The sequence below is a fragment of the Porphyromonas canoris genome, assembly GCF_000769115.1.
Taxonomy (GTDB): domain Bacteria; phylum Bacteroidota; class Bacteroidia; order Bacteroidales; family Porphyromonadaceae; genus Porphyromonas_A; species Porphyromonas_A canoris.
Window position 1 is genome coordinate 326144 of record NZ_JQZV01000003.1, and the last position, 25542, is coordinate 351685.

At 43.6% G+C, this 25542-nt stretch carries 19 protein-coding genes and 1 pseudogene; 8 read left to right on the forward strand and 12 right to left on the reverse strand.

Going from position 1 to position 25542, the window contains the following annotated elements:
* Position 1: 1 nt before the first annotated feature.
* Together HQ43_RS02090 and miaB are read right to left on the reverse strand one after the other, a co-directional pair.
* Positions 2-1006, reverse strand: coding sequence for a glucosaminidase domain-containing protein (locus HQ43_RS02090; protein WP_036788972.1), 1005 nt, complete (start codon positions 1004-1006; stop codon positions 2-4).
* A gap of 17 nt (positions 1007-1023) precedes the next feature.
* Positions 1024-2394, reverse strand: a complete 1371-nt coding sequence (gene miaB, locus HQ43_RS02095; protein ID WP_036788974.1) for a tRNA (N6-isopentenyl adenosine(37)-C2)-methylthiotransferase MiaB — start codon at positions 2392-2394, stop codon at positions 1024-1026.
* Between the two features lie 277 nt (positions 2395-2671).
* On the opposite strand from miaB, the gene HQ43_RS02100 reads away from it, so the two are divergent.
* The 8 genes from HQ43_RS02100 (at position 2672) to HQ43_RS02130 (ending at position 11398) form a co-directional block, all read left to right on the forward strand.
* Positions 2672-3136 (forward strand): hypothetical protein, encoded by a 465-nt coding sequence (locus HQ43_RS02100; protein WP_036788976.1) that lies wholly within the window; start codon positions 2672-2674, stop codon positions 3134-3136.
* Positions 3137-3237: 101 nt separating this feature from the next.
* Positions 3238-4734: an acetyl-CoA hydrolase/transferase family protein gene (locus tag HQ43_RS02105; protein WP_036788978.1), complete on the forward strand. Its 1497-nt coding sequence runs from the start codon at positions 3238-3240 to the stop codon at positions 4732-4734.
* 107 nt (positions 4735-4841) lie between these two features.
* Positions 4842-6134, forward strand: a complete 1293-nt coding sequence (locus HQ43_RS02110; RefSeq protein ID WP_036788980.1) for an L-cysteine desulfidase family protein — start codon at positions 4842-4844, stop codon at positions 6132-6134.
* 99 nt (positions 6135-6233) lie between these two features.
* The gene (locus HQ43_RS10125; protein ID WP_262501531.1) at positions 6234-6368 is read left to right on the forward strand and encodes a hypothetical protein; all 135 of its coding nucleotides are present in this window, start codon (positions 6234-6236) and stop codon (positions 6366-6368) included.
* Positions 6369-6463: 95 nt separating this feature from the next.
* Entirely contained in the window at positions 6464-8803 is a 2340-nt protein-coding gene (topA, locus tag HQ43_RS02115; RefSeq protein ID WP_036788982.1) for a type I DNA topoisomerase, read from the forward strand.
* Positions 8800-9543 (forward strand): tRNA (adenosine(37)-N6)-threonylcarbamoyltransferase complex dimerization subunit type 1 TsaB, encoded by a 744-nt coding sequence (gene tsaB / locus HQ43_RS02120; RefSeq protein ID WP_036788984.1) that lies wholly within the window; start codon positions 8800-8802, stop codon positions 9541-9543. Before topA ends, tsaB begins: the two co-directional genes overlap by 4 nt.
* Before the next feature lie 48 nt (positions 9544-9591).
* Positions 9592-10365, forward strand: coding sequence for an SDR family NAD(P)-dependent oxidoreductase (locus tag HQ43_RS02125; protein ID WP_036788986.1), 774 nt, complete (start codon positions 9592-9594; stop codon positions 10363-10365).
* 25 nt (positions 10366-10390) lie between these two features.
* A complete protein-coding gene (locus HQ43_RS02130; protein WP_036788988.1) occupies positions 10391-11398 on the forward strand; it encodes an ROK family protein in 1008 nt (335 codons plus the stop codon).
* A 96-nt stretch (positions 11399-11494) separates the two neighbouring features.
* Here HQ43_RS02130 and HQ43_RS02135 read toward each other — a convergent pair.
* The 10 genes and pseudogenes from HQ43_RS02135 to HQ43_RS09405 form a co-directional block, all read right to left on the reverse strand.
* Positions 11495-12802: pseudogene (locus HQ43_RS02135) on the reverse strand (IS5 family transposase).
* Positions 12803-12916: 114 nt separating this feature from the next.
* Complete coding sequence (locus tag HQ43_RS02140; RefSeq protein WP_036788990.1) at positions 12917-13222, reverse strand: Dabb family protein; 306 nt, start codon at positions 13220-13222, stop codon at positions 12917-12919.
* Positions 13223-13247: 25 nt separating this feature from the next.
* Positions 13248-14480 carry a phosphoserine phosphatase SerB gene (serB, locus tag HQ43_RS02145; protein ID WP_036788992.1) on the reverse strand — a complete coding sequence of 411 codons (1233 nt, stop codon included), beginning with the start codon at positions 14478-14480 and terminating at the stop codon, positions 13248-13250.
* A gap of 254 nt (positions 14481-14734) precedes the next feature.
* Positions 14735-16831 carry a S46 family peptidase gene (locus HQ43_RS02150; protein ID WP_036788995.1) on the reverse strand — a complete coding sequence of 699 codons (2097 nt, stop codon included), beginning with the start codon at positions 16829-16831 and terminating at the stop codon, positions 14735-14737.
* A 43-nt stretch (positions 16832-16874) separates the two neighbouring features.
* On the reverse strand, positions 16875-18227 hold the full coding sequence (locus tag HQ43_RS02155; RefSeq protein WP_036788997.1) for a TIGR00341 family protein: 1353 nt from the start codon (positions 18225-18227) through the stop codon (positions 16875-16877).
* An 11-nt stretch (positions 18228-18238) separates the two neighbouring features.
* Positions 18239-19714 carry a polysaccharide biosynthesis C-terminal domain-containing protein gene (locus HQ43_RS02160; RefSeq protein ID WP_036788999.1) on the reverse strand — a complete coding sequence of 492 codons (1476 nt, stop codon included), beginning with the start codon at positions 19712-19714 and terminating at the stop codon, positions 18239-18241.
* Between the two features lie 13 nt (positions 19715-19727).
* Positions 19728-20762, reverse strand: a complete 1035-nt coding sequence (gene ruvB / locus HQ43_RS09760) for a Holliday junction branch migration DNA helicase RuvB (protein WP_394332366.1) — start codon at positions 20760-20762, stop codon at positions 19728-19730.
* Between the two features lie 18 nt (positions 20763-20780).
* The gene (cysS, locus tag HQ43_RS09765; protein WP_036789001.1) at positions 20781-22283 is read right to left on the reverse strand and encodes a cysteine--tRNA ligase; all 1503 of its coding nucleotides are present in this window, start codon (positions 22281-22283) and stop codon (positions 20781-20783) included.
* Between the two features lie 61 nt (positions 22284-22344).
* Complete coding sequence (locus tag HQ43_RS02175) at positions 22345-24039, reverse strand: alpha-amylase family protein (protein ID WP_052103019.1); 1695 nt, start codon at positions 24037-24039, stop codon at positions 22345-22347.
* Positions 24036-24512: a methylated-DNA--[protein]-cysteine S-methyltransferase gene (locus HQ43_RS09405; protein ID WP_052089910.1), complete on the reverse strand. Its 477-nt coding sequence runs from the start codon at positions 24510-24512 to the stop codon at positions 24036-24038. The genes HQ43_RS02175 and HQ43_RS09405 overlap by 4 nt, the downstream gene beginning before the upstream one ends.
* Between the last annotated feature and the right edge of the window lie 1030 nt (positions 24513-25542).

Sequence of the window (25542 nt, forward strand, 5' to 3'; positions counted from 1 at the left end):
CTTATCTCAGCTTCAGAATATCTCCTTCTGTCGGCAGGTATTCATCGTTCAGCTTGTTTAGCTTGTACAAGCTGCTTAGCTTGATGCCATATCTTTGCGAAATGGTATGGATGCTTTCTCCAACGGAGACAATATGTTCAAAATGTGGAGGCTGTGCTCTGGAAAGCTTCGGTTGAAGATATACAATGTCTCCGGCAGCAAGCGGATAACCTGCCGGAAAATCGTTGTAAGAGGAGAGCTTTTGTTCGGAGATCTCATACTCTTGAGCAATAAAAGCCAGGTTGTCTCCTCTTTCTGCAATGATGTAGAGAAGATTGCCGTTGAGATAGGGCTGACGTTCTCCTTTTGCATTTCTCGTTTTTTCTTCAACCACAGGTCTGCTTGTCTTCTGTTCCGGAAGATATGGATTGACTCTCTCTATCTCCTTTTGAGGTCTGTTGTATTCGTAATATCTGCTCACATTTCCTTGGTCTACAAGATACAGCCGATAGTCTTCTATAATCTTGATGAGCTTATTGGCATACGCTTTATCCGTGGCATATCCCGCTCTTTGCAGACCTTTAGCCCAGCCTTTATAGTCGCTGACATCGAGCTGGAATAGGGGAGCATACCTTTTTCTTTTTAGAAACTCCGCATGGTCTGCAAAGGACTCTTCCGGAGAGTTGTAGGCTCTGAAACACTCGTTGGGTCTGTCATCCGTATGAAATGTTTTGGCTCCTCTCCAGGAATTGTGGCATTTGATACCAAAATGATTATTGGCTTGTCTTGCCAATGTGGATTGTCCGGCTCCGCTTTCCAACAGTCCTTGTGCCAAAGTTATACTCGCCGGAATGCGGTATTGACGTTGGTGCTTGTAGGCCAAAGGCGCATAGCGTTGTATGTAGGCGTCATATCTGGAGTTGATACCTCTTGTCCCTTGCGGTGTTGGTGGGGGAGCAACCTGTCTGGAAGTAGAGCAGGAAGCGAGTAGGAGTACTATGAAGCAAAGAATATAAGAGTGTTTCATACGGAATTTATTTGGTGTTAAACTTCTATGGCTTCACCTTTCAGAGTTGCAGATGTTGCCTCTGTTATGCGTACTTGGGCAAGTTGACCTATCCGGTAGGAGCCTTTATTAAATACGACCACTTTGTTTTGTTGGGTACGTCCGAAGAGTTGATCTCTCGACTTTTTTGAGAATCCCTCTATGAGTACTTCAAAAACTTTTCCGATGTCTTGCTTATTGCTTTTTTCGGAAAGTTCGTTTTGCAGATTGATCATCCTCTGAAGACGATCCAATTTTACCTCTTCCGGAACATCATCCGGAAGTCTTTTTGCTGCATAAGTGCCGGGTCTTTCGGAGTACTTGAACATAAAAGCAGAGTCGTATCCTACCTCTATCATGAGGTCGAGAGTCTCTTGAAAGTCTTCTTCTGTCTCCGAATGGAAGCCGCAAAACATATCTGTAGAAATTCCACAGTCCGGCATTATGGATCTTATTTTGCTTACTCTGTCCAGATACCATTCTCTGGTATAGTTTCTATTCATCACCTTTAAGATCTTGTTGCTCCCGCTCTGAGCCGGCAAGTGTATATGCTTGCATATGTTATGGTATTTGCTCATGACAAGCAGTGTCTCGTCACTCATGTCTTTGGGATGGGGAGAGGTAAATCGGATTCTCATATTGGGAGCTCGGAGTGCTATCAATTCCAACAACTTTGCAAAGTTGATCTCCTCTCCTTCCGGAGTGGTATAGAGATAGGAGTTGACATTCTGTCCTAAAAGAGTAACTTCTCTATATCCTTTTTCTTTCATGTGATCTATCTCATTCAGTATGCTTTGGATAGATCTGCTTCGCTCTCTGCCGCGAGTATAAGGTACGATGCAGTAAGTACAGAAGTTGTTGCACCCTCTCATGATAGAGAGAAATCCGCTGATGTGAAGCCCGCTCATTTTCAGAGGGATTACATCCTTGTATGTCTCTTGAGTGGAAAGCTCTACGTTTATTGCTTTCTCTCCTTTCTCCGCAGCACCGACAAGGTTCGGGAGATCCATATAAGAGTCAGGACCTACTACGAGATCCGCGTTATGATTATTGATGAGATCTTCCTTGACACGCTCTGCCATACATCCAAGCACACCAAGTACAACTTTCCTCCCGGACTTCTTTCTCATGTGGTGTAGCTGCTCCAATTTGTTCAAGACTTTGGTTTCGGCATTTTCTCTGACCGAACAAGTGTTGATGAATATGGCATCTGCTTCGTCCATGTTCTCTGTTAAACCATATCCGTCTGTCTCCATAATAGATGCCACAACCTCACTGTCTGCGATGTTCATCTGGCATCCATAGGTTTCTATGTATAGTAATTTTACGTTGTTTGAATTTTTATAGTCTTTGTTTTTTGTATTAACCATGGGCTGAAATTAAATTTTTTATCTTATCTCTATTTGCGAAATAAAAATATTCAAAGTATTTGTTGGATCAAAATATTATTATTACCTTTGCAAGCAAACGCATAAGATTTTTCATAGTTAAGGTTTTGGTTAATTACATGAAGGGCTTAGACCGTGAGGTTTGAGCCCTTTTTTCTTTATCTTTGTAGGGAAATAAATAGAATTATTTGCGAGGGGATAAAACAATTCATACATTTGGGGGCAAATGTACGAATAAACTCCTATAAGATAATAAGGTATGGGTGCTTTTATAATGCTGGCTACAATCTTCGGGCTGATCGGATTCTTTGTGAAGCAAATTTCTAAACAGAAAGAGAAAGCACAGGAAGAAGAGATTGGAACGGACAATGTCTTTGACTGGAATTTCTTCGGTCAAAAGAGCGTAAAGGGCTTGTCTGATGAGTTTTTCAAGCTTAAAGAAAAGAGTGTAAAGCCAAGTCTCGATTTTGGAAGCGATACGAAAGAGATCTTTCAGCAACCCCCTTTGGATGTGGTTCCGCCTCACTCGATCCGGCAAAAGTATGACTTCAAGGCGGAGGCAGAAGGGAAAACTTTTCAGGCAGAGTACAGATTCGAGCCAGAGGAAGAGAAGAGATCGGAGAGTCTTCATACCCAATCGGAGATAGAGGATTATATTCCTGACAACATCGAGGAGTGGAGAAGAGCCATAATCTTTTCCGAGTTGTTGAAGCGCAGATTTTAGCTCAACAAAACCACAGAAAGACTAAGAGAGGAGAGACGGATCCTCATAGAGTAGAAGAATAATACATAGACATAACCATATATCAATTATTAAATTAGCTTATGGCATTGAAATTCATGACCGCAGAAGAGGCTGCGGTATTGGTAAAAGACAACGACAACATTGGTTTTAGCGGATTTACTGCAGCCGGTTGTCCCAAGGTTGTTACTAAAGCAATAGCGGACCATGCAAGAAAAGAGCATGAAGAAGGACGTCCTTTCCGCATAGGAATGTTTACCGGAGCGTCATCGGGAGACCGAATGGATGGAGAGTTGGCACGAGCAAATGCGATAAAGTTCAGAACCCCTTACCAAAGCAATAAGGATCTTCGCAATCTACTCAACAGTAACGGCACATCTTACGTCGATATGCACCTTTCAATGCTCCCTCAATATCTTCGTTATGGTTATCTGGGAAAGGTCAATGTTGCCATTGTGGAAGCCTGCGACGTAACGGAAGAAGGGGAGATCGTGCCGACTTCTGCGGTGGGAATCCTTCCTACCATCTGTCGTTTGGCAGACAAGATCATCGTGGAGCTTAATGACAAGCACCCGAAAGAGATTCGCGGCTTGCACGACCTTTATGAGCCGGCAGACCCTCCCGTTCGCAAAGAGGTACCTATATATAATGTAAGAGACAGGATCGGAACGACCACCATAAAGGTAGATCCGGAAAAGATCGTTGCAGTGGTCAAGACATCCGAGCCGAATGACGAGGGTGGCTTTGCTCCTCTTGACGATGTAACAAGAGCCATCGGAAAGAATGTTGCAGACTTCCTTGTGAAAGAGATGCGCGAGGGTCGTATGCCTAAGAGTTTCCTGCCTCTTCAGAGCGGTGTGGGCAACGTAGCCAATGCCGTGCTTGGAGCTTTGGGAGACAATCCTGATGTTCCAAACTTTGAGGTCTACACCGAAGTGATTCAAGACTCCGTGATCAGCCTTATGAAGAAAGGGCGCGTAACGTATGCGAGCGGATGCTCTCTTACCGTTTCCCGCGATGTGATACAGGAGATCTATGCCAATCTCGACTTCTTCAAGGACAAGATCGTTCTTCGTCCGCAGGAGATTTCCAACAATCCCGAAATCGTTCGTCGTTTAGGACTCATCACCATCAATACTGCTCTCGAAGCGGATATTTTCGGTAACGTAAACTCCACTCACGTTCTGGGCACAAAGATGATGAACGGTATCGGAGGGTCGGGAGACTTTACCCGTTCCGCATATCTTTCCATCTTTACCACGCCATCTACGGCAAAGGACGGAGACATCAGCGCGTTCGTTCCGATGGTTTCTCACCTGGATCACTCCGAGCACTCGGTGAACATCATTATTTCCGAGTATGGCGTTGCCGATCTTAGAGGGAAAGCACCGAGAGAAAGAGCGGAAGCGATCATCGAAAACTGTGTACATCCGGACTATCGTCCCGTTTTGCGCGAGTATCTGCAGCTGGGCGTAAAGGGACACACACCTCAGTGCCTGAGTGCCGCATTTGCCTTCCACGAACAGTTTGCAAAGACCGGCAGCATGAAGAATGTCAAGTGGGCAGACTACACAAGATAACCGCGCTTGTATTTATACATTATATGATATACCATCAGAAAGATATACCCATCTCTTTTTCGGAAGAAGGTGGGTATATTTTTTCTTAAACGAAGCTATTACTATTTATGAAAGCAGAGACAAGAAAAGAGATAGATGCTCTCATACAGAGTGAGATAGTGCCGGCAACGGGCTGTACGGAACCCATTGCCGTAGCCTTCACCACCGCTGCTGCAGCCGAGCTGTTGGACGATGCCCCGACGCAGATAGACGTTTATCTCAGCACGAATGTCCTCAAGAATGCGATGGGAGTGGGCATTCCCGGCACGGGCATGATAGGTCTTCCCATTGCCATTGCGCTCGGAGCCATAATAAGAGACTCTTCCATGGGGCTCAACATCCTTGGCGGCATCTCTCCGGAGCTGGTCGAAAAAGGCAAGCAGCTCCTTGATAACATATCCATTAAAATCGGTCTGAAACAAGAGCCCGTGGACAAGCTCTACATCGAGACCGTCATCACCACGCCGAGCGGAACAGCTTCCGCCGTGGTGGAGCATCTCCATACCAACATCATAAAACTCATCAGAAACGGCGAGACGCTCCTCTCCCGATCTTCCGAAGAGACCTCCGGCGGGAGAGAAGAAGAGACAGACGGACACATCATGCTCGACTACGACCTCGTCTACCGCTACGCCATGGAAGCGCCCCTCGAAGAGATCCGCTACATCATAGGAGCCGCCGAGATGAACAAGAAAGCATCCGAGGAGTCCTCACAGGGCGACTTCGGGCACGGCATCGGCAAGATGCTGACCTCCCCACAGGCGCACCACCTCATGGGCGACACCGTCTACACCCGGGTACTCTCCATGACCGCGAATGCCTGCGACGGCCGCATGGGTGGCATGCCCATCCCCGTCATGAGCAACAGCGGCAGCGGCAACCAAGGTATAGCCTCCTCGCTCCCCGTCTACAGCTACGCCAAAGAGATCGGAGCCTCTGAAGAACAGATGGCGAGAGCCATCATGCTCAGCAGCCTCATGGTCATCTACATCAAGCAGTCTCTCGGCAGGCTCTCCGCCCTTTGCGGATGCGTCGTGGCAGCCACCGGATCCGCCTGCGGCATCACCTACCTCATGGGAGGCACCAAAGAGCAGATCGGGTATGCCATCAAAAACATGATAGCCAACATCACCGGTATGATGTGCGACGGAGCCAAGCCCGGATGCGCCCTCAAGGTAGCCACCGGAGTATCGTCCGCCATGCTGGCTGCGATGATGGCAATAGAGCAGCGAGTGGTAACCTCCACCGAGGGCATCATCGACAATGACGTGGACAAAACCATCCGTAACCTCACCCTCATCGGTGCCGATGCGATGCAGCAGGTGGACAAGGTCGTGCTCGACATCATGACCACCAAGTAGGGGGGGAGGAGTCCCAATTCGCGTGAGCAATCTCCTGCAGATCCTATCGCTCCGCCATCTCCGCTCACCGGAACATCCTTCTCGCTACAGCAGTATGTGATGATGACGAGGATGTCGAAGCGGTCGGCAAGAAAGGAGCTGGGAGAGTGGGAGAGCGATAAGCGAATCTTTCGGAGAGGAAAAGGACCGAGCCTGATATTCCTCAGGGCGGGCGAAGATTTTGCTCGTGAGTAGATTATGTTTAATTTTGCCAACTCGAAGGGCTTTTCGCAGCCTCTCGTTGCGTTTTCTTTTGGACGAAAAACAGATATTAAGTAAGGATCAATTCTATGGCAAGAAACCTGGTGATAGTGGAGTCGCCCGCAAAGTCGAAGACTATAAGTAAAATACTGGGAGAAGATTATAAGGTGATGTCCAGCTACGGACACGTCAGAGACCTGAAGAAGAAAGGACTGGGGATAGATATTGAGCATCGGTTCGCTCCGCAATACGAGGTGTCGGAGGATAAGGTCAAAGTGGTGAAGGAGCTGCAAAAAGCCGTGCAGGAGGCAGAAACGGTCTGGCTCGCTTCCGATGAAGACCGCGAGGGAGAAGCCATCGCCTGGCATCTGTATCAGATATTGGGGCTGAAGGACAAACAGACGAAGCGAATCGCTTTCCACGAAATCACGCGAAAGGCTATTCTTGAAGCCTTGGAGTCGCCAAGAGATATAGATTATGACCGTGTGGATGCCCAGCAGGCAAGACGGGTGTTGGACCGAATCGTCGGCTTTGAACTCTCTCCGATCCTGTGGCATAAGGTGCGTCCGGCTCTCAGCGCAGGACGTGTGCAGAGTGCCGCCGTGAGAATCCTTGTCGAAAGAGAGCGCGAGATTCAGGCATTCAAGCCGGAGAGCGGATTCCGAATAGTGGCAGAGCTGAAAAACGCATCGGGGCAAAGCGTGAAAGCAGTAATGGAGCACAGACCGTCGCAGCCCGAACAGGCGGAAGCGGTGCTGAGTGATCTGATCGGATCGAGCTACGTGGTGAGCGATATTCAGGTGAAACCGGGCAAACGGACACCGCCTCCCCCCTTTACGACCTCCACATTGCAGCAGGAAGCTTCTCGTCTGCTCGGATTTTCCGTTACTCAGACAATGGTCGTGGCACAAAGTCTGTACGAGAATGGTCATATCACTTATATGCGTACGGACTCGGTGAATCTCTCTTCTTTTGCCATTGCAACAACGGCAGAGACCATCGAAAAGCTCTATGGCAAGAGCTATGTCAAGAAGAGAAACTTTACGACCAAAACAAAAGGAGCACAAGAGGCACACGAAGCCATCAGACCTACAAACATAGAACACGATACCATCTCCGGAACAAGTGCGGAAAAGAAGCTCTACGACCTTATACGAAAACGGACAATGGCCACGCAGATGAAGGACGCAGAGCTTGAACGTACCGTAGTGGCGGTGAAGACAGCGTCTCCATACCTTTTCTATATACGTGGAGAACAGGTGAGATTCGATGGATTCCTGAAGGTATATCTCGCAGGAACAGATGACGATAACGGCACATCCGCCGATAGGGAAGAGACAGATGCTCTGCTCCCGGCGATGAGTGTCGGCGATGCACTCTCGGCAACCTCCGTGGAAGCAACCCAGAAGTTTACACAACGTCCGGCAAGATATTCCGAAGCGGCTCTGGTGAAGAAGCTGGAGGAGTTGGGTATAGGAAGACCAAGTACCTATGCCCCAACCATTCAGACCATCCAAAAGAGAGAGTACGTGGATAAGCGTACCATACCGGGTGTAGAGAGAGGGTACTGTGTGCTCACTCTGAAAGGCAATAAAATATCCGCCAAGACCAAGCAGGAGTCCTACGGAGCAGATAAGGGCAAGCTTGTCCCTACGGATATAGGAATAGTGGTGAACGACTTCCTTGTGGACGCTTTCCCTAAGATTCTCTCTTACGACTTTACGGCAAATGTCGAACAGGAGTTTGACGCCATCGCCGAAGGAGAGAAGCCGTGGATAGGCGTCATAGAACAGTTTTACTCGATATTCCATCCCAATGTGGTGGAAGTCATGGAAGCGAAGACAGAACGCAGAGTCGGAGAGCGTTACATAGGAGATGATCCTAAAACAGGCAGACCGATCTATGCTAAGATCGGAAGATTTGGCCCTCTGTTGCAGCTGGGTGATGCTCAGCCTGAAGGGGAAAAGCCGACATTCACTTCGATACCTTCTTCTCTGTCTATCGAGACAATATCTTTGGAAGAAGCACTGGAGCTGTTCAGACTTCCTCGCACTCTTGGTGAGTGGAACGAGAAAGAAGTACAAGCAAACAACGGCAGATTCGGCCCTTATGTCCGGTGGGATAAGCTGTTTGTTTCCATCCCGAAAGACATGGATCTGTACACCATAACAATGGAAGAGGCTGTGGCTCTCATCGAGCAGAAGATAGAGTCCGAGAAGAATAAAAGAATAGCCTCTTTTGATACTCCTCAAGGAGAGTTGCTCATCTTAAACGGCAGATACGGTCCTTACATAGAGTACTCCAAGAAAAACTATAAGATACCTAAGGGATATAAGCCCGAAGAGCTTTCTCTTGAAGCTTGTCTGGAACTGGTGGAAGAAGGCTCAAAGAAAAAATCTTCTAAGAAGAGTAGTAAGAAAAACGGATGATACCATATATATTATGTATAGAATCTGCCGCCAAGGAGTGTTCGATGGCTTTGTTGTGCGGAAAAGATGTTGTGGCAAGCAGAGACGCAACAGAGGGCGGGCACAATGCCAATCTCTCTACTTTTGCAGATGAACTCATCGCTTTGATCCCTGAAGGTGAGCAGTTAAGTGCCATTGCTGTTGGAGATGGTCCGGGGTCATATACCGGATTGCGTATATCTGCTTCTTTGGCTAAAGGTCTTGCATTCAGCCTGAATGTGCCTCTCATTGCGATCTCTTCTCTTAAGATCTTGGAGGAGAACATTCGTTCTAAATGTTCGGAACTACCCTCCGGCTACGCTATTACTCCCATGCTGGATGCCAGACGCATGGAAATCTATTCGGCTCTCTACCGGGAAGATGAGGATGGTACTCCTCAAAGCTTTGTGATGGACAAAGAGGAGGATATCAACCGATTTCAAAGATTGGTGAAAGATGCTTCAATCATTTTCTATGGAGGAGATGGAGCAGAAAAGATCAGACCACTGTTTAACAACTTATTTGCAGACAAAGCAGTCTATGTAGACTCCGTTAAGCTTCATGCCTCGGATATGGCTTCTGCAGCTCTTAAGTGTTGGGATAGTGGTTCTTTTGTGGATCTTGCCTACTGGACACCGAATTATCTCAAAGAATATAATGCTGTCGTAACCAGTAACAAGGTAATCGGAACGATGCCTAACAGCCTGACTCCCGACGCATAAATTTATTATCTTTACAACCATAGTACTCAATTTATTTGTAATCTAAATATGAACAAACCTACAATACTTGTAACGGGAGCAACATCAGGAATCGGAAGAGCTACCTGCATACTGTTGGCTCAAAGAATACCGGAGTGCACCATCATTGCGGCCGGAAGAAGAGATGAGCGTCTGCAAGAGTTGAAGCAGACAATAGAGTCCGAAACATCTTCTCAATGTATTACGTTGAGTTTAGATGTCCGAAATCAGAAAGATGTAGAGGAAAAACTCTCTTCAAACAAGGAGTTTAAGTTGGAAGATATAGACATCCTGATCAACAATGCAGGTCTTGCAGCCGGGCTTTCCACAGTAGATGAAGGTTCTATAGATCATTGGGAGAGAATGATAGATACAAATGTAAAGGGGCTTCTTTACGTATCAAAGCCGATCGTTTCTGCCATGAAGAAAAAGAGAACGGGACACATAATCAATCTCTCTTCTGTTGCCGGAAAAGATGCTTATACCGGTGCCGCGGTGTATTGTGCAACCAAGTTTGGAGTAGAGGCTATTACCAGAGCGATGCGCCAAGAATTGGTCCCTTATCATATTAAAGTGTCTTCCATAGCTCCGGGAGCCGTTAATACAGAGTTTTCTCAAGTACGATTCGATGGAGATAAAGATAAGGCGGATAAAGTTTATGTCGGTTTTGATCCTCTTTATGCTGAAGATATTGCGGAGTGTATTCTGTTTATCCTCACAGCACCGGATCACGTCAATATCGCGGATATGACAATCCTCCCTAAATCTCAAGCCGATTCTAGAATGATCCACAAAGAATTATAAAACTATACCTAAAACACAAAAGAATATGGTAAAACAAGATGTTATAAAGCCTTACGTGCTTGGTGTTGATATAGGTGGCACCAACACCGTTTATGGAATAGTAGATGCAAGAGGTAATATTGTGCTAAATGGCTCCATAAAAACTGCCACACATTTGGATATCAATGATTATATCCGAGACTTAACAACAGGAATGCAACTCTTGATAGACCAAGTTGGAGGTAAAGATATGATTAAAGGTATAGGTATAGGAGCTCCTAATGGAAACTTCTTTACCGGCTCTATAGATTTTGCACCCAATCTTCCGTGGAAAGGGCGCATTATGCTTGCTGATATAATCTCTGAAAAAATGGGAATACCGGTAGCCCTAACCAATGATGCCAATGCAGCAGCCATTGGAGAGATGACTTATGGTGTTGCTCGTGGAATGAAAAACTTTATTGTGATTACATTGGGGACCGGTGTGGGCAGCGGTATTGTCGTGAATGGAACACTTGTATACGGGCACGATGGTTTTGCAGGAGAATTGGGGCATACCATTATCAGACGTAATGGTCGTATTTGTGGCTGTGGACGCAAAGGTTGTTTGGAAACATATACATCGGCAACGGGAGTTGCAAGAACTGCTCGTGAATATCTTGAAATTCGTAAAGATGACTCTCTGTTAAGAGAGCTCAATATCGAAGATATTACCTCTAAAGATGTATATGACGCAGCAATGAAAGGAGATAAACTTTCTATCGAAATCTTTGAAGCTACCGGAGCAATTCTTGGAGAGGCATTTGCAGACTTTGTGGCATTTTCTTCACCTGAAGCGATTATTCTCTTTGGTGGTCTTACTAAGGCGGGAGATCTACTTATGGATCCTATAAAGCGGCACATGGAGCTTAATATGCTTCAGATATATAAAGGAAAGACAAAGCTTTTAACGTCAGAGCTTAAAGAGAGTGATGCGGCTGTACTTGGTGCAAGTGCTCTTGGTTGGGAGGCCGACAAGGCTCTTCGTAAAGCAAATAGTGTCGCAGGCGAATAAGAAAGAGAAATTTTCCTGGGACAATAACAAAAAACGTTCTCTTGTGATATGTTGCAAGAGAACGTTTTCTTTTTGTGTTTTCTATTTAGTCTTCCCTTAAAAAGCCCTAATAAGCGAGAAGTCATCCATCCATGGCTTCTCGCTTATCATTTTGAGCAGGTGCAAAAGAGCTCTCATGGCTCTTTTGAAGTTGTAAGCAGCTGCTGCCAATAGTAGGTTCACAGCATCCCCTACCAATCCCTTGTAAAAGTTACGGCCTAAACGATGATCTGATTTCAAGTGTCCGATGGTGGGTTCTATCCCTGCTCGCTTGCAGAATAGTTTGTGTTTCTTCCGCTTCTGATACCTGCTATCTGAAGGCTTGGGGGCATCTGGGATTAAAATCTGAGTGCCATTAACCTCTTTCTTACCCCGATAACCCCTGTCTCCTGCCAGTATTTTGATCTTTCTCTGTGTCAGGCGTTCCACTTGTGCCAACGAGGATTCTATCGTGTGTCCATCATACTCATTACGAAAAGATTGTGCGCCAAGAATGATTCCCGTAGCCGAGCGAATGATGGACACCTTGTTGCCAAATTCGTACTTCTTATGCTCTTTACCCTTGCTGATGCATTGCACATCAGGTTCGTGAATAGAGTAAATCTTTTTCTGACTATGACGTCGTTGTGCAAGAATCGCCTCAAATCTCTCAATTAATCCAGTGTAGCGAGAATCCGCTCCAAGATTGCGCTTGAGTTCTCGAACCAATCTCCCCGCTATGGTCCGCAATTTCCTATCCGCTCTAACTACCTTTTGGCGATTCTTGGGATGATGGCGAAAACGTTGGTCGCGATAAATGCGCTTGAGAACAAAAGTATAGCTTTGGCGAAGTGGTAGCTCTAATTTATGGACGATATCCAGAACCTTGCGGACAATCTTTTTATGCAACTTGGCATCTGTAGGGTAGGTGATATTCTTTTCTTGAACGGTAGAATCAATAAAGGCAGTGTCATGATGATGCGCATCATCATCTTCGTTATTGACACGAATGCTTTCCTGAAAAATAAGTTCTATACCCTTTTCTCCAATGCGATTGCTAAAATGCACCAATTCAGAAGAGGCACAGGGGGCACAGGGTGTAAACTCTTGCATACCACAAAAGTACTGATAATAAGCATTTTAACTCCATTGTTCCACAACGGATTCATCTGAGAGATTGCGAAGATGCTTGAGAATCAACAAGCCACACATCAGACGAATGGGTTTAGCAGGGCGACCATTATTCTGACAATACAGAGGCGCGAAGGCTGTGTCGAATTTTACCCAATCTATTTTCTCGGCTAGTTTGTAGAGAGGGTGCAATTGGTTCAGCATGTCGGATAGACTGCTGAAAAACGAGGGGCTATGATGAGGCTTTGTAATCATAAAATCTGCAAGTTTCTCTCTGTAAAGATAAGAAAGCTTGCAGATTTATCAAAGGGTTTTTCAATATAATATATTGAATATCAACGATTAGATGGTTTTTTAAGGGACGACTATTTATTCTTGTGTATCTACACAGGCTCGAAGGGAGCAGTAGGGCTTGATATACTTCTGTACCAAGATTTGATGAGCTTCATGTTTTGCATAGATGGAGAGAGCACTAAGATCCGCAACTGTGGCAATTAGGATGAAATCGTATTGTTCATTGGGATTGATATTGATTTCTATCCTAAGATCCTGTAGTTCCACTATTTGTTCAGGTAGATTATGAAAGTCTTTCTGAATATCTTTCAGTAGTCCTCGTTTCTTTTCCTCTGATATTTCGGTTTGAAATCCAAAGAGTACATAGTGTTTTAGAGCCATATCTATACTGTTTATCTATGAATATTTACATAAACTCTGCTTCATCAATTATAGAATCTTTATACCCCAAGAAATAGAGGATGCCATCCAATCCTACGGTAGAGATGGACTGTTTGGCAGTCGCTTTTACTTTTGGTTTAGCATGAAATGCAATACCGAGACCGGCTGTTGCAATCATCGGAAGATCGTTAGCACCATCTCCCACTGCCACAGTTTGTCGGATATCTACCTTTTCTACTTGAGCTATAAGCTTCATCAGTTCGGCTTTTCTCTTTCCGTCAATAATGTCTCCAAGATGTCTGCCTGTGAGCTTACCATCTTTTATTTCAAGTTCGTTCGCATAGACATAATCTATCTGATATTTATTGGCAAGATACTGTCCGAAGTAGGTAAATCCTCCGGAGAGTATTGCAATCTTAAATCCCACCTTCTTTAGTATTTTCATCACTCTGTCCACTCCTTCCGTGATAGGCAGATTTTCTGCAATATCCGCCATGACCGAGACATCAAGACCTTTCAAGAGAGCTACTCTGCGGATAAAACTTTCGTTGAAATCTATCTCGCCACGCATGGCAGACTCTGTGATTGCTCGGACTTCTTCGCCAACACCGGCACGATCCGCAAGTTCATCTATTACTTCAGTTTCTATCAGAGTGGAGTCCATATCGAAGCAGATCAGACGACGCATTCTTCGGAACATACTCTCTTGTTGGAAAGATACATCTATACCAAGGCTTGCGGAGATATCCATAAACTCTTTTTGAAGAGCTCCAAGATCTTTAGGTGTTCCTCTCACAGAGATTTCAATACTGGCTTTGGGTACTCGCTCTTTCTCTTCAAGAGGGATACGACCTGTTAGACGCTTTATATTATCTATGTTCATGCCTTGTAGCGCGATAGCATCCGTAATCTTAGCTACCATGTCCGCTGTAATTCTTTTTGCCAGGATGGTGATGATATATCGGTTTTTGCCTTGCATGCCAACCCAGTGATTGTAGTCTTCAATTTTCACAGGGGTAAAGTTGACATGAATATTCATCTCATTAGCTTTGAACAGAAGGTCTTTCAGTATATCTCCGGAACGATGCTCTTCGGTAAGAAACATTATCCCTAAACTAAGATGACTGTGAATATCTGCCTGACCAATATCAAGAATTGTGGCTTCATGACTTGCCAAAATAGAAGTAAATCCTGCTGTAACTCCCGGTCTGTCCTTCCCACTGAAAATAGCTAATATGATTTGGGTGTTTGTACTCATAGATTTTGATTGTTTTATTTCAGTTACTTACCAAATTTAGGCATTTTATTCGCATTAAGACCCAAGAAGATATGAATACTTTGCTAAGATTCTATTACAAAAGTAGATAGTTTCAATAAAAGCTATTCCGGTTGCATTCTTCTAACGAAGTGCTGAGAAATATCATTTATCAATCCGAAGATCATTCATAAAGAAAAGACATCTGCCATCCGAGAGATGACAGATGTCTTTAGATAATGAATCTTGTATGTTTTTTACTTCACAAAAGATACTTCATCCACAAGATATTTACTCTTGCCCCACATGTCTATTACCCACATAACATAGCGGATATCAACAGATATGGTGCGTTGCATATTGGCTTCAAACTCGATATCACCACTCATTGCTTCCCAGTTGCCGTCAAAAGCAAGACCGATAAGATCTCCATTTTTATTGAAGACAGGGCTACCTGAGTTACCTCCGGTTATATCATTATCGGACAAGAAGCATAGTCGGAGATTGCCTTTCTTATCTGCATAGCGTCCGAAGCCTTTCTTTGAAAGAAGATCCAAGATTTCAGGTTGCACTCTAAACTCGGATACGGAAGGGTCTTGTTTTTCAAAGATCCCTGCTGATGTCGTGTAGTAGTCGTACCATCCTGCATCATAAGGTTTGTATCCGGATACACTACCATAGCTCATTCTCATGGTAAAGTTGGCATCAGATGGCAGAGCCTTCTTAGGATCTTTTTCTCTCAATCCTGCAAAGAATAGTCTTTCCCCTTTAAGAAGAGATCCTCTATAAGGAGCCATCATATCAGAAAGTTTATGCATCTCATCTATAAAGCTTGTACGAAGAGCTACCACCGGATCTTTTTGATAAGCTTCATCATTAAACTCTGGATTGGCAAGTGCTTGTTGGAAACGTTCTTTGCTCACAAAGACAGAGTTACCATAGATGAAAGTTGTATACTTATCCAAATCTCCTCCAAAGTCTGCATCTATGGTTTTGTAGATACTTGGCAGATATTCAGGAGCGACATTCTCTTTCACGACTCTAAGCATGACAGGCAGCGTTGCTTTCGCCACTTTTGGAGAGAAATCTTTATACATAGCATCAAGATTGGCCTTGCGAGCAGCTTCCGGTTTGATAGCGAATCTAACCACTTCAAAACCACTGTATGCTTCGCTTATATATTGTAGATTTCTGGTGTATTCTCCCATCTTCTCAATAGGAATGCGAAGGCTATCCAAAACGAATCCATATTTTGCTTTGCGTTCAGGAGTAGATGCTGCAAAGCGAGCAAAGTCTTTTTCTATCTTTTGTTTTTCAGTTATGACATTAAGACGACGAAGTCCTTTATTCATACCGATAGAGTTTTTCCAATAGTTTGAACTGAGTGCGTACTTATCTGAGTATTGAATACGGATAGCTTGTTCTTTTTCCATGAAGCTTTTCCAAACATCCTGTTTCAAACCACGAACTTCTATTCTCGGAGTATTTTCATTCTTAATAAGATTTTCTACTCCCCAAGAGCTGAGATATCTGTTGGTTCTTCCCGGAAAGCCAATAGTCATGGCATAATCTTTTTCGCTAACACCGGACAAAGAGATCTTTGCAAATGCTTTTGGCTTGAAAGGTTTGTTGTTGGCACTGTATGCTGCAGGGCGATTATTGGCATCAGCATACACTCTGAAGACCGAGAAGTCTCCCGTATGGCGAGGCCACATCCAGTTGTCTGTATCACCTCCAAACTTACCGATTGAAGAAGGTGGAGCAAATACCATACGAACATCCTTGAAAACGTCGTATGATATGAGATAGTACTTATTGTTGTTGTAGAAAGGATATACTTTTGCCGTAGTGTTTGGCTCCTTTTCTACCTCCTTTTCAATCTTTGCAATTTCCGCCTGAATAGCTTTGATACGAGCCATCTCATCTGTGATGCCTTCAACAGCTTTCAAGATCTTGTCAGTAATATCTTCTGTTCCTCTAAGATACTGGACTGTAAGACCCGGAACAGGAAGTTCTTGATTTAGGGCATGAGAAACAAATCCATCCCGAAGATAATCATGTTCTACCGAGCTGAGCTGCTGAATGGAAGAGTACCCACAGTGATGGTTTGTAAATATTAGCCCCTGATTAGATACAGTAATACCGGTACATCCACGACCGAATATTACAACCGAATTGTGTAGCGCAGGAGCGCTTTCGTTGTAAAGCTTGTTGAATGCCATGGTAAAACCAAGCTGACGCATTCTGTCTTGATTCTCTTTGTTCAGCTCTTTCAGAATCCACATACCCTTGTCTGCTTTTGCAGCAGGAGCTAAAAGGAATAGAGCCGCTAAGAGAAGAAATGTTCTTTTCATGCTGAGTTAGTATTAAGTAGTTAGAAAATAGTTTTTACGTTTGTTATTCTTTAGATGAGATCTCTATTTCTGCTCCGGGCAATCTTTCATTGAGCCAGCTTTTTAGTCTTTGTCTATTCTCATCAGAAATTTTGTTGCCATTTGTATAGAGACCTATTCTTACTATTTGAGATCTTTTTAAGGAGTCCAAGCTGATATGATACATTTTACCGAATGTTGCCCTGGTAACTTCCGGATAAAGTGTTCGGAGATCTCGTGATATTTGATCAATATCTTTAGCCAACTGCTCTGCAGAAGCAAGTTGATATTCTAAAGAGTCTATTCTAAGTTGTTGATATTTTATTACAGAAGAGTTATCTTGCTTTACGTCATCTATGATACTACTCTTGAGGCCTGCCATATCAGCTTTACCAAATCCTTGACGCACGACGAGAGTTGTATTACGAAGTCCATACTCGCTCAGTTTATCACGAAGTTCTGCAATGGTTTGTTCCGAAAGCTCATTCCCCAGGAGAGATACAGAAAGAACATTCCCATCTTTCTTTTTAGAAGTTTCATAGCTTAGAAGATAAGTGCCATCAAACTGAAATTCATTTTTTATAAACTTCACTTGAGACTCTTCATAATAGTTTCGCTGAATCAGTTGGTATCCTAAAACCACACTCGGAACAATGGTACATATTACGATGCTTAGAACCATTCTGTTTACTCGTGTTTCTCTTGCCTTATCTACAAATGTTTTGCGAGGATAGTTCATAATCCTTACCCCCAAAAAAGTGGCAAGACCGATGAAAACGGTATTTATGATATAGAGATAAAATGCTCCGAAAAAGAAGTTCAGCTGGCCTGTACCAATACCATATCCGGCAGTACAGAGTGGTGGCATGAGAGCTGTCGCAATGGCAACACCGGGGATAACATTCCCTTTTGACTTTGTTGCACCTGCTATTAGACCTGCCATACCTCCCACAAAAGCTATCAAAACATCATAGATATTGGGTTGTGTCCTAGCAAGAAGTTCGCTTTGAACAGAAGAAATGGGAGAAATAAAAAAGAAAATCGTAGAGGTAAGAATCCCAAAAATAGTCGCCATGAGGAAGTTTCTAACACTTCTTCTAAGAAGATCAAAATCGGAAATACCTAATCCTAATCCTAAACCGACTATCGGCCCCATCAAAGGAGAAATAAGCATGGCTCCTATAATCACAGCGGTAGAGTTGGTGTTAAGCCCCAATGAAGCTATGAAAATAGCACAGATTAGAATCCACATTTTTGTGCCCTTAAAGTCTACATCATTTTTGAGAGACTCTATGGTTTCGTATTCATTCTCTCTTTCTCCTTTTATATCAAAATATGAGCGTATATATTGGATAAATGATTGCTTTTCAGTGTTCATGTCAATAGCTGTTATAAGACTTTTTGAACTTGTTTATATTCGAGAGTTAAACCTATTGCAGCATAGGCTAATAAGAGAATAGTCCTTACAGACAGAACGAAGATATTATTGGTTTCACCCGGGAAAGAGAAACCTATGAGATAGATGGCGGTACAGACTAAGCCGATAATGAGTAGCTTTTTTATGTCATACTCTATCCTGTAAACTTTTCGTCCTATCAGATAGGAAAGAATCATCATCAATGTATTACAAGCCAATGATGCCCAAGCACAAGCCATATATCCATACATTGGAGTAAACAAGACTATAATACCAACAGTTACGATAAGTCCGATAAAAGAGAATATAGCCCCAAAGTATGTTTTATCGCTAAGCTTATACCAAATGGAGAGATTGTAGTAGACTCCGAAGAAGAGTTCACCTAAAAGAACAAGAGGAACAATTCTAAGCCCTTCGTAGTATTGAGGTGTAACGATATGCTTGAATACATCAATATAGAAAGTAACCCCCAGAAAAATACAAGAAGTGAATAGTACGAAAAAGTTCATAGCTACTCTGTAAGCTCCATACTCGTCTTTCTTCTTCATCTTTGAGAAGACAAAAGGGTCGTAAGCGAAGCGAAAAGCTTGAATAAACATCACCATGACAACACATATTTTAAGACATCCTCCGTATATCCCCAGCTGTGTCATGGCAATGTCTCTATCCTCTATCATATAGGGAAGTAAGATAGGACCGGCCATTTTATTAAAGTTCCCTGCCAATCCTAACAGCATCAAAGGGAAGCAGTAATGTATCATCCCCTTCCAAAGTATCTTATCAAAACCTTTTATCGCAGGTCTAAGTATAGGAAGCATCAGCAGTGTTTGCAATGATGTGGAGAGGAGATTGGATACAAAGATGTATCCCACCCCATATTCCGGACGATAAAACCAATCTACAAGACCCGGATTATGCTCCAAAAGATATGGACAAGCCAAAAAGAAAAACAGGTTGAAAAAGATATTGAATGCTATAAAGGCCAGCTTGTAGAAAGCAAAAAGCTTAGGTCTGTGCTGCTGTCTCAGGTAAGCAAAAGGGATAGACAAAATAGCATCCATTGCTGCAATCACACAGAAAATCGCAATAAAGTCTGTGTGTGATGCGTATCCCAAGACTCCTGCAATGTCTTGAACAAAGATCAGAGAAAGAATAGTGAAGAATATGGTTGTCCCAAAAACACTCTTAAAAGCAGTTGCATAGACTACCTGTTGTTTCGGATAGGTCTGCATGAAACGGAAAAGCCCCGTTTCCATGCCGTAAGTAAGAACAACCAAGATAACGCTTATCCATGCGTACAAGTTGGTTACCATACCATATTCTGCCGTAGTGGAAAGGACGCGTATATAGAATGGAGCTAATAGCCAATTAAGAAAACGCCCGATGATATTGGTCATACCATATATTACGGTATCCTTAACCAAAGACTTCATGCCGAGGCTGCTCATAGAATCGTTCTTTCTATAAATCGTTAAATAGGGGCATCTCTTTAGGTGAGACTATACGACCAAAGTGTCCGTATGCCATTTTGGTAACTTCTCGTCCACGAGGTGTCCGTTTTAGGAATCCTTCTTTTATGAGAAAAGGCTCGTACACCTCTTCAACCGTTCCTGGATCTTCGCCTATTGCAGTAGCAATCGTGGTAAGTCCGACAGGACCACCGGAAAACTTATCCATAATACATGTAAGTATTTTGTGGTCTATATGATCAAGTCCGTGCTTGTCTATATTGAGAGCTTCAAGGGCAATGTGAGCGATTTCTTTATCTATCGCTCCTGTTCCACGAACTTGGGCAAAATCTCTTACCCTACGCAGCAAAGCGTTGGCAATACGCGGAGTACACCTGCTACGGGATGCTATCTCTATTGCAGCTTCATGATCGCAAGGCACATCAAGGATGTTGGCACTCCTTTCCACTATACCACAAAGAGTATTGGTGTCATAATACTCCAAGTGCATATTGATCCCGAATCTTGCTCTTAGAGGAGCCGTTAGAAGTCCGCTCCTTGTAGTAGCACCAATGAGAGTGAACGGATTAAGGTCTATCTGAATACTCCGTGCTCCGGGACCTTTGTCTATCATGATATCTATCCGGTAATCTTCCATGGCGGAGTACAAATACTCCTCAACGATAGGGGAGAGCCGATGTATTTCATCAATAAACAGGACATCGTGAGCCTCCAAGGAGGTAAGCACACCTGCCAAATCTCCGGGTTTATCGAGTACCGGACCTGATGTTACTTTGAAACCTACACCAAGTTCGTTGGCGATAATCTGGGAAAGTGTTGTCTTTCCCAATCCGGGAGGCCCGTGCAACAAAACATGGTCAAGAGCCTCGTTGCGCATCTTTGCCGCCATGACAAAGACCTTCAGATTCTCAACCACATTATCCTGTCCCTTAAAGCCTTCAAAAGAAAGAGGTCTCAACGCATGGTCTGCATCGTCTCTTCCCATCGGACCGGCTGAACGACGGATATCAAATTCCGAAGACGTAATATTGTTCATCTGTATCTGCTACATTCCGGGGAGCTTCCATTCTGCCCCGTCTTTAGTATCCTTGATCTCAAATCCCAGCTTAGCCAGCTCGTCTCGTATCTTATCGGAAGTTGCCCAGTCCTTTTCAGACTTCGCTTTTGCCCGTATTTGGAGCAAAAGTTCCATAGCTCCGGCAAAAGCATCCGTATGTGCCTTTGAAACCTCACTTCCCGGCTTCTTCATTCCAAGAATATCAAAGAGGAAAGTATCAAACAGCTCTTTGAGAGACTCTATCTGCTCTGCGGTTAAAGATTTGCCGGGTTCTGCTTTTGCTGTATTGATTACCTTTGTTGCATCAAACAGGTGAGCGATGACGACCGGACTGTTCAAGTCATCGTTAAGAGCCTCATAACAAAGCTCCTTGTAGCTGGGAAGATCCACACTCTTACTGCTTATTGCTTTAAGAGAATCCAAAGCAAGGTAAGCATCCAACAGGCGTTCCAATCCTTTTGAGGAGGCTTGAAGGGCTTCATTGCTAAAGTCCACAGTACTTCTGTAATGGGCCTGCAACATGAAGAAACGAATGGTCATTGCGTCGTATGGCTGTTCAAGCAACTCATGAGCACCTGTAAAAAACTGCTCAAGAGTAATGAAGTTGCCAAGGCTTTTGCCCATTTTCTGCCCATTTATGGTAACCATGTTGTTGTGTACCCAGTAGCGAACCATCGGTTTACCCTGTGCCGCAACAGCCTGAGCTATCTCGCACTCATGGTGAGGGAATATCAAGTCCATTCCACCCCCATGTATGTCGAACGTTTCTCCCAGATATTTGCGTCCCATGGCGGTACATTCGCAATGCCATCCGGGGAATCCGATACTCCATGGAGCTTTCCATCTCATGATGTGTTCCGGTTGAGCCTTTTTCCAGAGAGCGAAATCTATACTCTGTCTTTTCTCTCCCTGCCCGTCCAGTTCACGAGTATTAGACATCATATCCTCGATGTTACGTCGAGACAGAACTCCATATTTGTAAGTCTTATGATATTTCTCTACATCGAAATAGATAGAACCTTCACTCTCATAAGCAAATCCGTTGTTCAAGATCTCCTGAGTAAGGTCTATCTGCTCCATAATATGCCCACTTGCCAAAGGCTCTATACTTGGAGGAAGAACATTCAAAGCATCCATCACTCTATGGTATTGGGTGAGATAGTATTGCACAACCTCCATCGGTTCTATCTGTTCCAATCGTGCCTTCTTCGCTATTTTGTCTTCTCCCTCATCGGCATCATGCTCCAAATGACCCACATCCGTAATATTACGGACATACCTCACCTTATAGCCGATATGCTTCAGATAACGAAACAGGAGGTCGAAAGTAACAGCCGGTCTCGCATGTCCGAGATGCGCATCGCCATAAACGGTCGGACCGCAAACGTACATTCCAACGTGTGGAAAGTGAGATGGCACAAAGCGTTCTTTATCTCTTATAAGGGTATTATATAGCATCAATGGAGCTTCTGTATGTTCCGGAGTGCTCATATGTTTTTCTATTATTTCATCTATTTGTTATTAACTCTATTTTATATCCTTACAAAGATAGTTAGTTTTTATCCATAATGCGAGACATCACAATGATATTTGCCTCATAAGGTTGCAATTGTAAAGGCAGGTATATGGATTCAGATATGGAATAAGTTGTTTTCTTACCGCTAAGCAGCATTTCTACGCTCCAGATTGACCGGTTTTGAAGCCCCATCATATCCAGTGCATCCTTAGGTATTTCGTACTTTGTGCTTATAGGAGAATGGGAAAAGTTTGCCGCTACAATGGCTATCTTTGGGGGATTGGACTGATCCCATCTCAAGAATAGAGCCACTTCGTTTTTCTCTTGCGCCGGAAGAGGCAAAATATGATTCAAATCATAGTAATGAGGAGAGCTGAAAATCTTTCTATCCGTCTTCGCATTGAGAAGGATCTTATACTTCTCTCTCAATATCTTGTCTGTATTCTGATCTTCACCATCTCTGTCAGCTTTCCATTTCTGGAGTTTAGGGAGACTCCAATAGTCGAATATCGTGGTGCGACCATCCTGTCCGCTGAAACCCTCTGCATCCATACCTTTCTCTCCCAACTCTTGAGCAAAATACGTCATTACTGCAGAGTTGTCCACCAGTGTGCTTACAACCATTGCAGGGAAAGCATTCTCTCCACAGCTTGATATGAAATCGGAAGCAAGCCGCTGCTCGTCATGATTTTCCATAAATCGTAGCAGGTGAGAAGATATGCTATGCTGACGAGAGACAATATCCTTTATTGCAGATGTGCTTGCTCTCTTTTTGAGGATGGATATAAGACAGTCGTATAATCCCACTTTGTCGTATAGGTAGTCGAATCCTCCCTCTTGAATAAACTCTTCATACCTGTTTTCGGAATAGATTTCCGCGATAAAAACAGTATTGGGATACCTTGATTTTACTCTCTCTATACACCATTTCCAAAACTCCAAAGGCACCATTTCTGCCATATCGCACCTGAAACCATCTACCCCTTTACTACTCCAGAAAAGAAGGATTTCCAGCATTTTGCTCCATGTATCCGGGATCGGAGAGAAGTGTGAACACCTTCCGTTGGCATAGTCTACACCATAGTTCAACTTTACTGTCTCGTACCAATCTCCGGAAGATGGCGCATTTACAAAACAATCATTCCCCGTTGCCTTTGCCGGAAATTCAGAATAAGAAGAGCCGTTTTCTCTCGATATATGTTGTAAAGACAGTGGCTGCCCCGGAATGTAGTAAAAGTTGTTTTGAGGAGAGAAAGCTAAGTCGGTATCATCTTTTTCTCCAAAATCGGAACAATTTTCCGGCTTCGCATCCGATACATATTGCCTTGCGACATGATTTGGTACAAAATCTATTATCACTTTAAGTCCGGCATCATGCGTCCGGGATACCAAAGACTCAAACTCTTGCATACGTTGAGGAACTTTTTCTGCAAGGTCGGGATCTACATCATAATAGTCTTTTACGGCATAGGGAGAGCCTGCTTTTCCCTTTACGATGCACGGATTGTCTTCTGCTATGCCGAATTCGGAATAAGATGTTTGGGTTGCATGTTCCAAAATGCCGGTGTACCAAATATGCGTGATGCCGAGCTTTTTTATGGATTGTAGGTCAATGGCAGAAATATCATTGAATTTTCCGCATCCGTTAGTCCGGATATCTCCGTTCGGTTCTCTGTCTTGAGATGTATTGCCCCAAATTCTTGGAAGTAATTGATATATGGATATGCTCATTTTTCGATCTGTTTGCTCATTTCTTTTTCCCACTTTAGAATTTTTCTTTTTATCCCGACTCCCCAAGCAAAACCTCCTATCGAACCATCTTTAGCCAGGACTCTATGGCATGGTATGAGAAAAGCTATCGGATTGCGCCCTATGGCAGTCCCCGTTGCTCTCACAGCTTTGGGATGTCCTGCACGTTCAGCTATATCGCTGTAGCTGCGAGTCTCTCCAAATGGTATCTCCAAAAGAGCGCTCCAAACCTTATGCATGAACGGTGTGCCGGGTAAATCCTCTGTGTTTGGAATGGGAGACTCATGAATTAAAGACAGAATGGAAGAGTCGGATTTAGAAATAACTCTTTCTCTAATCCGAATGGGAACATACTCCGAAACAGAAAGAGAAATAATGGTATCGCCATCGAATGTCGGTATCATATAGCCAAAAGAAGTTTTCCATATCTCTTGCCTCTGTTGCTTTTGATTCATGATAGAAAGTCTCTTTTTGTTTAGTTTGTAAAGATACTAAAATCCATTTTGCTCGGAATAAATGTCTTGCCTGTCGTTTTTACACGCCGGCTTGGCAAAGTTTATCCAAGACTCGAAACAGCTGGTTTAGTTCGGCAGAATTATTTTAGGAACAAGGAAGAAGACCGATGTGCTTTTGGAGGAGNAGCTGGTTTAGTTCGGCAGAATTATTTTAGGAACAAGGAAGAAGACCGATGTGCTTTTGGAGGAGCGCATCGGTCTTTTTATATAAAAACGTCATGCGGAAAATGGAGGGGAGAAGGGGCGATTTTCGGCTTGGAGGAGGCGAATTTGTCAAGTCGTTTTAAGATAAGATCTTTTGAATGAAAGCGATATGGCAAAATCTCATCTTCGGAGAAAAAAATTTCTCAGAGCATTTCATGGGCTGTTTTCGCGTTAATAGGTGTGAAATTTAACACCTACGACTGTAAATGTTTCCTAATAAAGAAATTTGGCTTTTTTGGTGCATTTTAGGGTGAAAATACATAAAATACTGATGTGTAGTGTTTTAATGATTTTGGCTAAACACGTTAATCAAATCCGGTAAACGTGTTTAATGAAATCGGTAAACGTGTTCATTGAAAAATTAAACACGTTAAGCCGGAAGAATATGCTCGTTTAGCGTTTTGGGTGAACCTGTATCGAAAATTGTGTTAATAAAACGGGTTGATTTAACAAATCCGGCACCCCTCCGAAAACGACCCCTCCGATCAAAATAGAGAGCAGTAAAAACCGGGGAGAAATATTGGTATGGAATATATAAAAATGACCTTCAGGGTTGGAGAGAAATGTGTCCGAAGAGGGGGATACATTATTTATATATATAGGCGAGAGCTGTTGGAGAGTAGAAATAGCGGTTTTCGATAAAATGTTTGATTCTCTTCAGTCTTGAAAACAAGCGGATTAAGTGCTGTTTTGGGAGTGCTGTTTGATATGTTTGTCTATCTTTTGTTAGTAAAGTTTGGTAGAATGAAAAACTCTTTCTAACTTT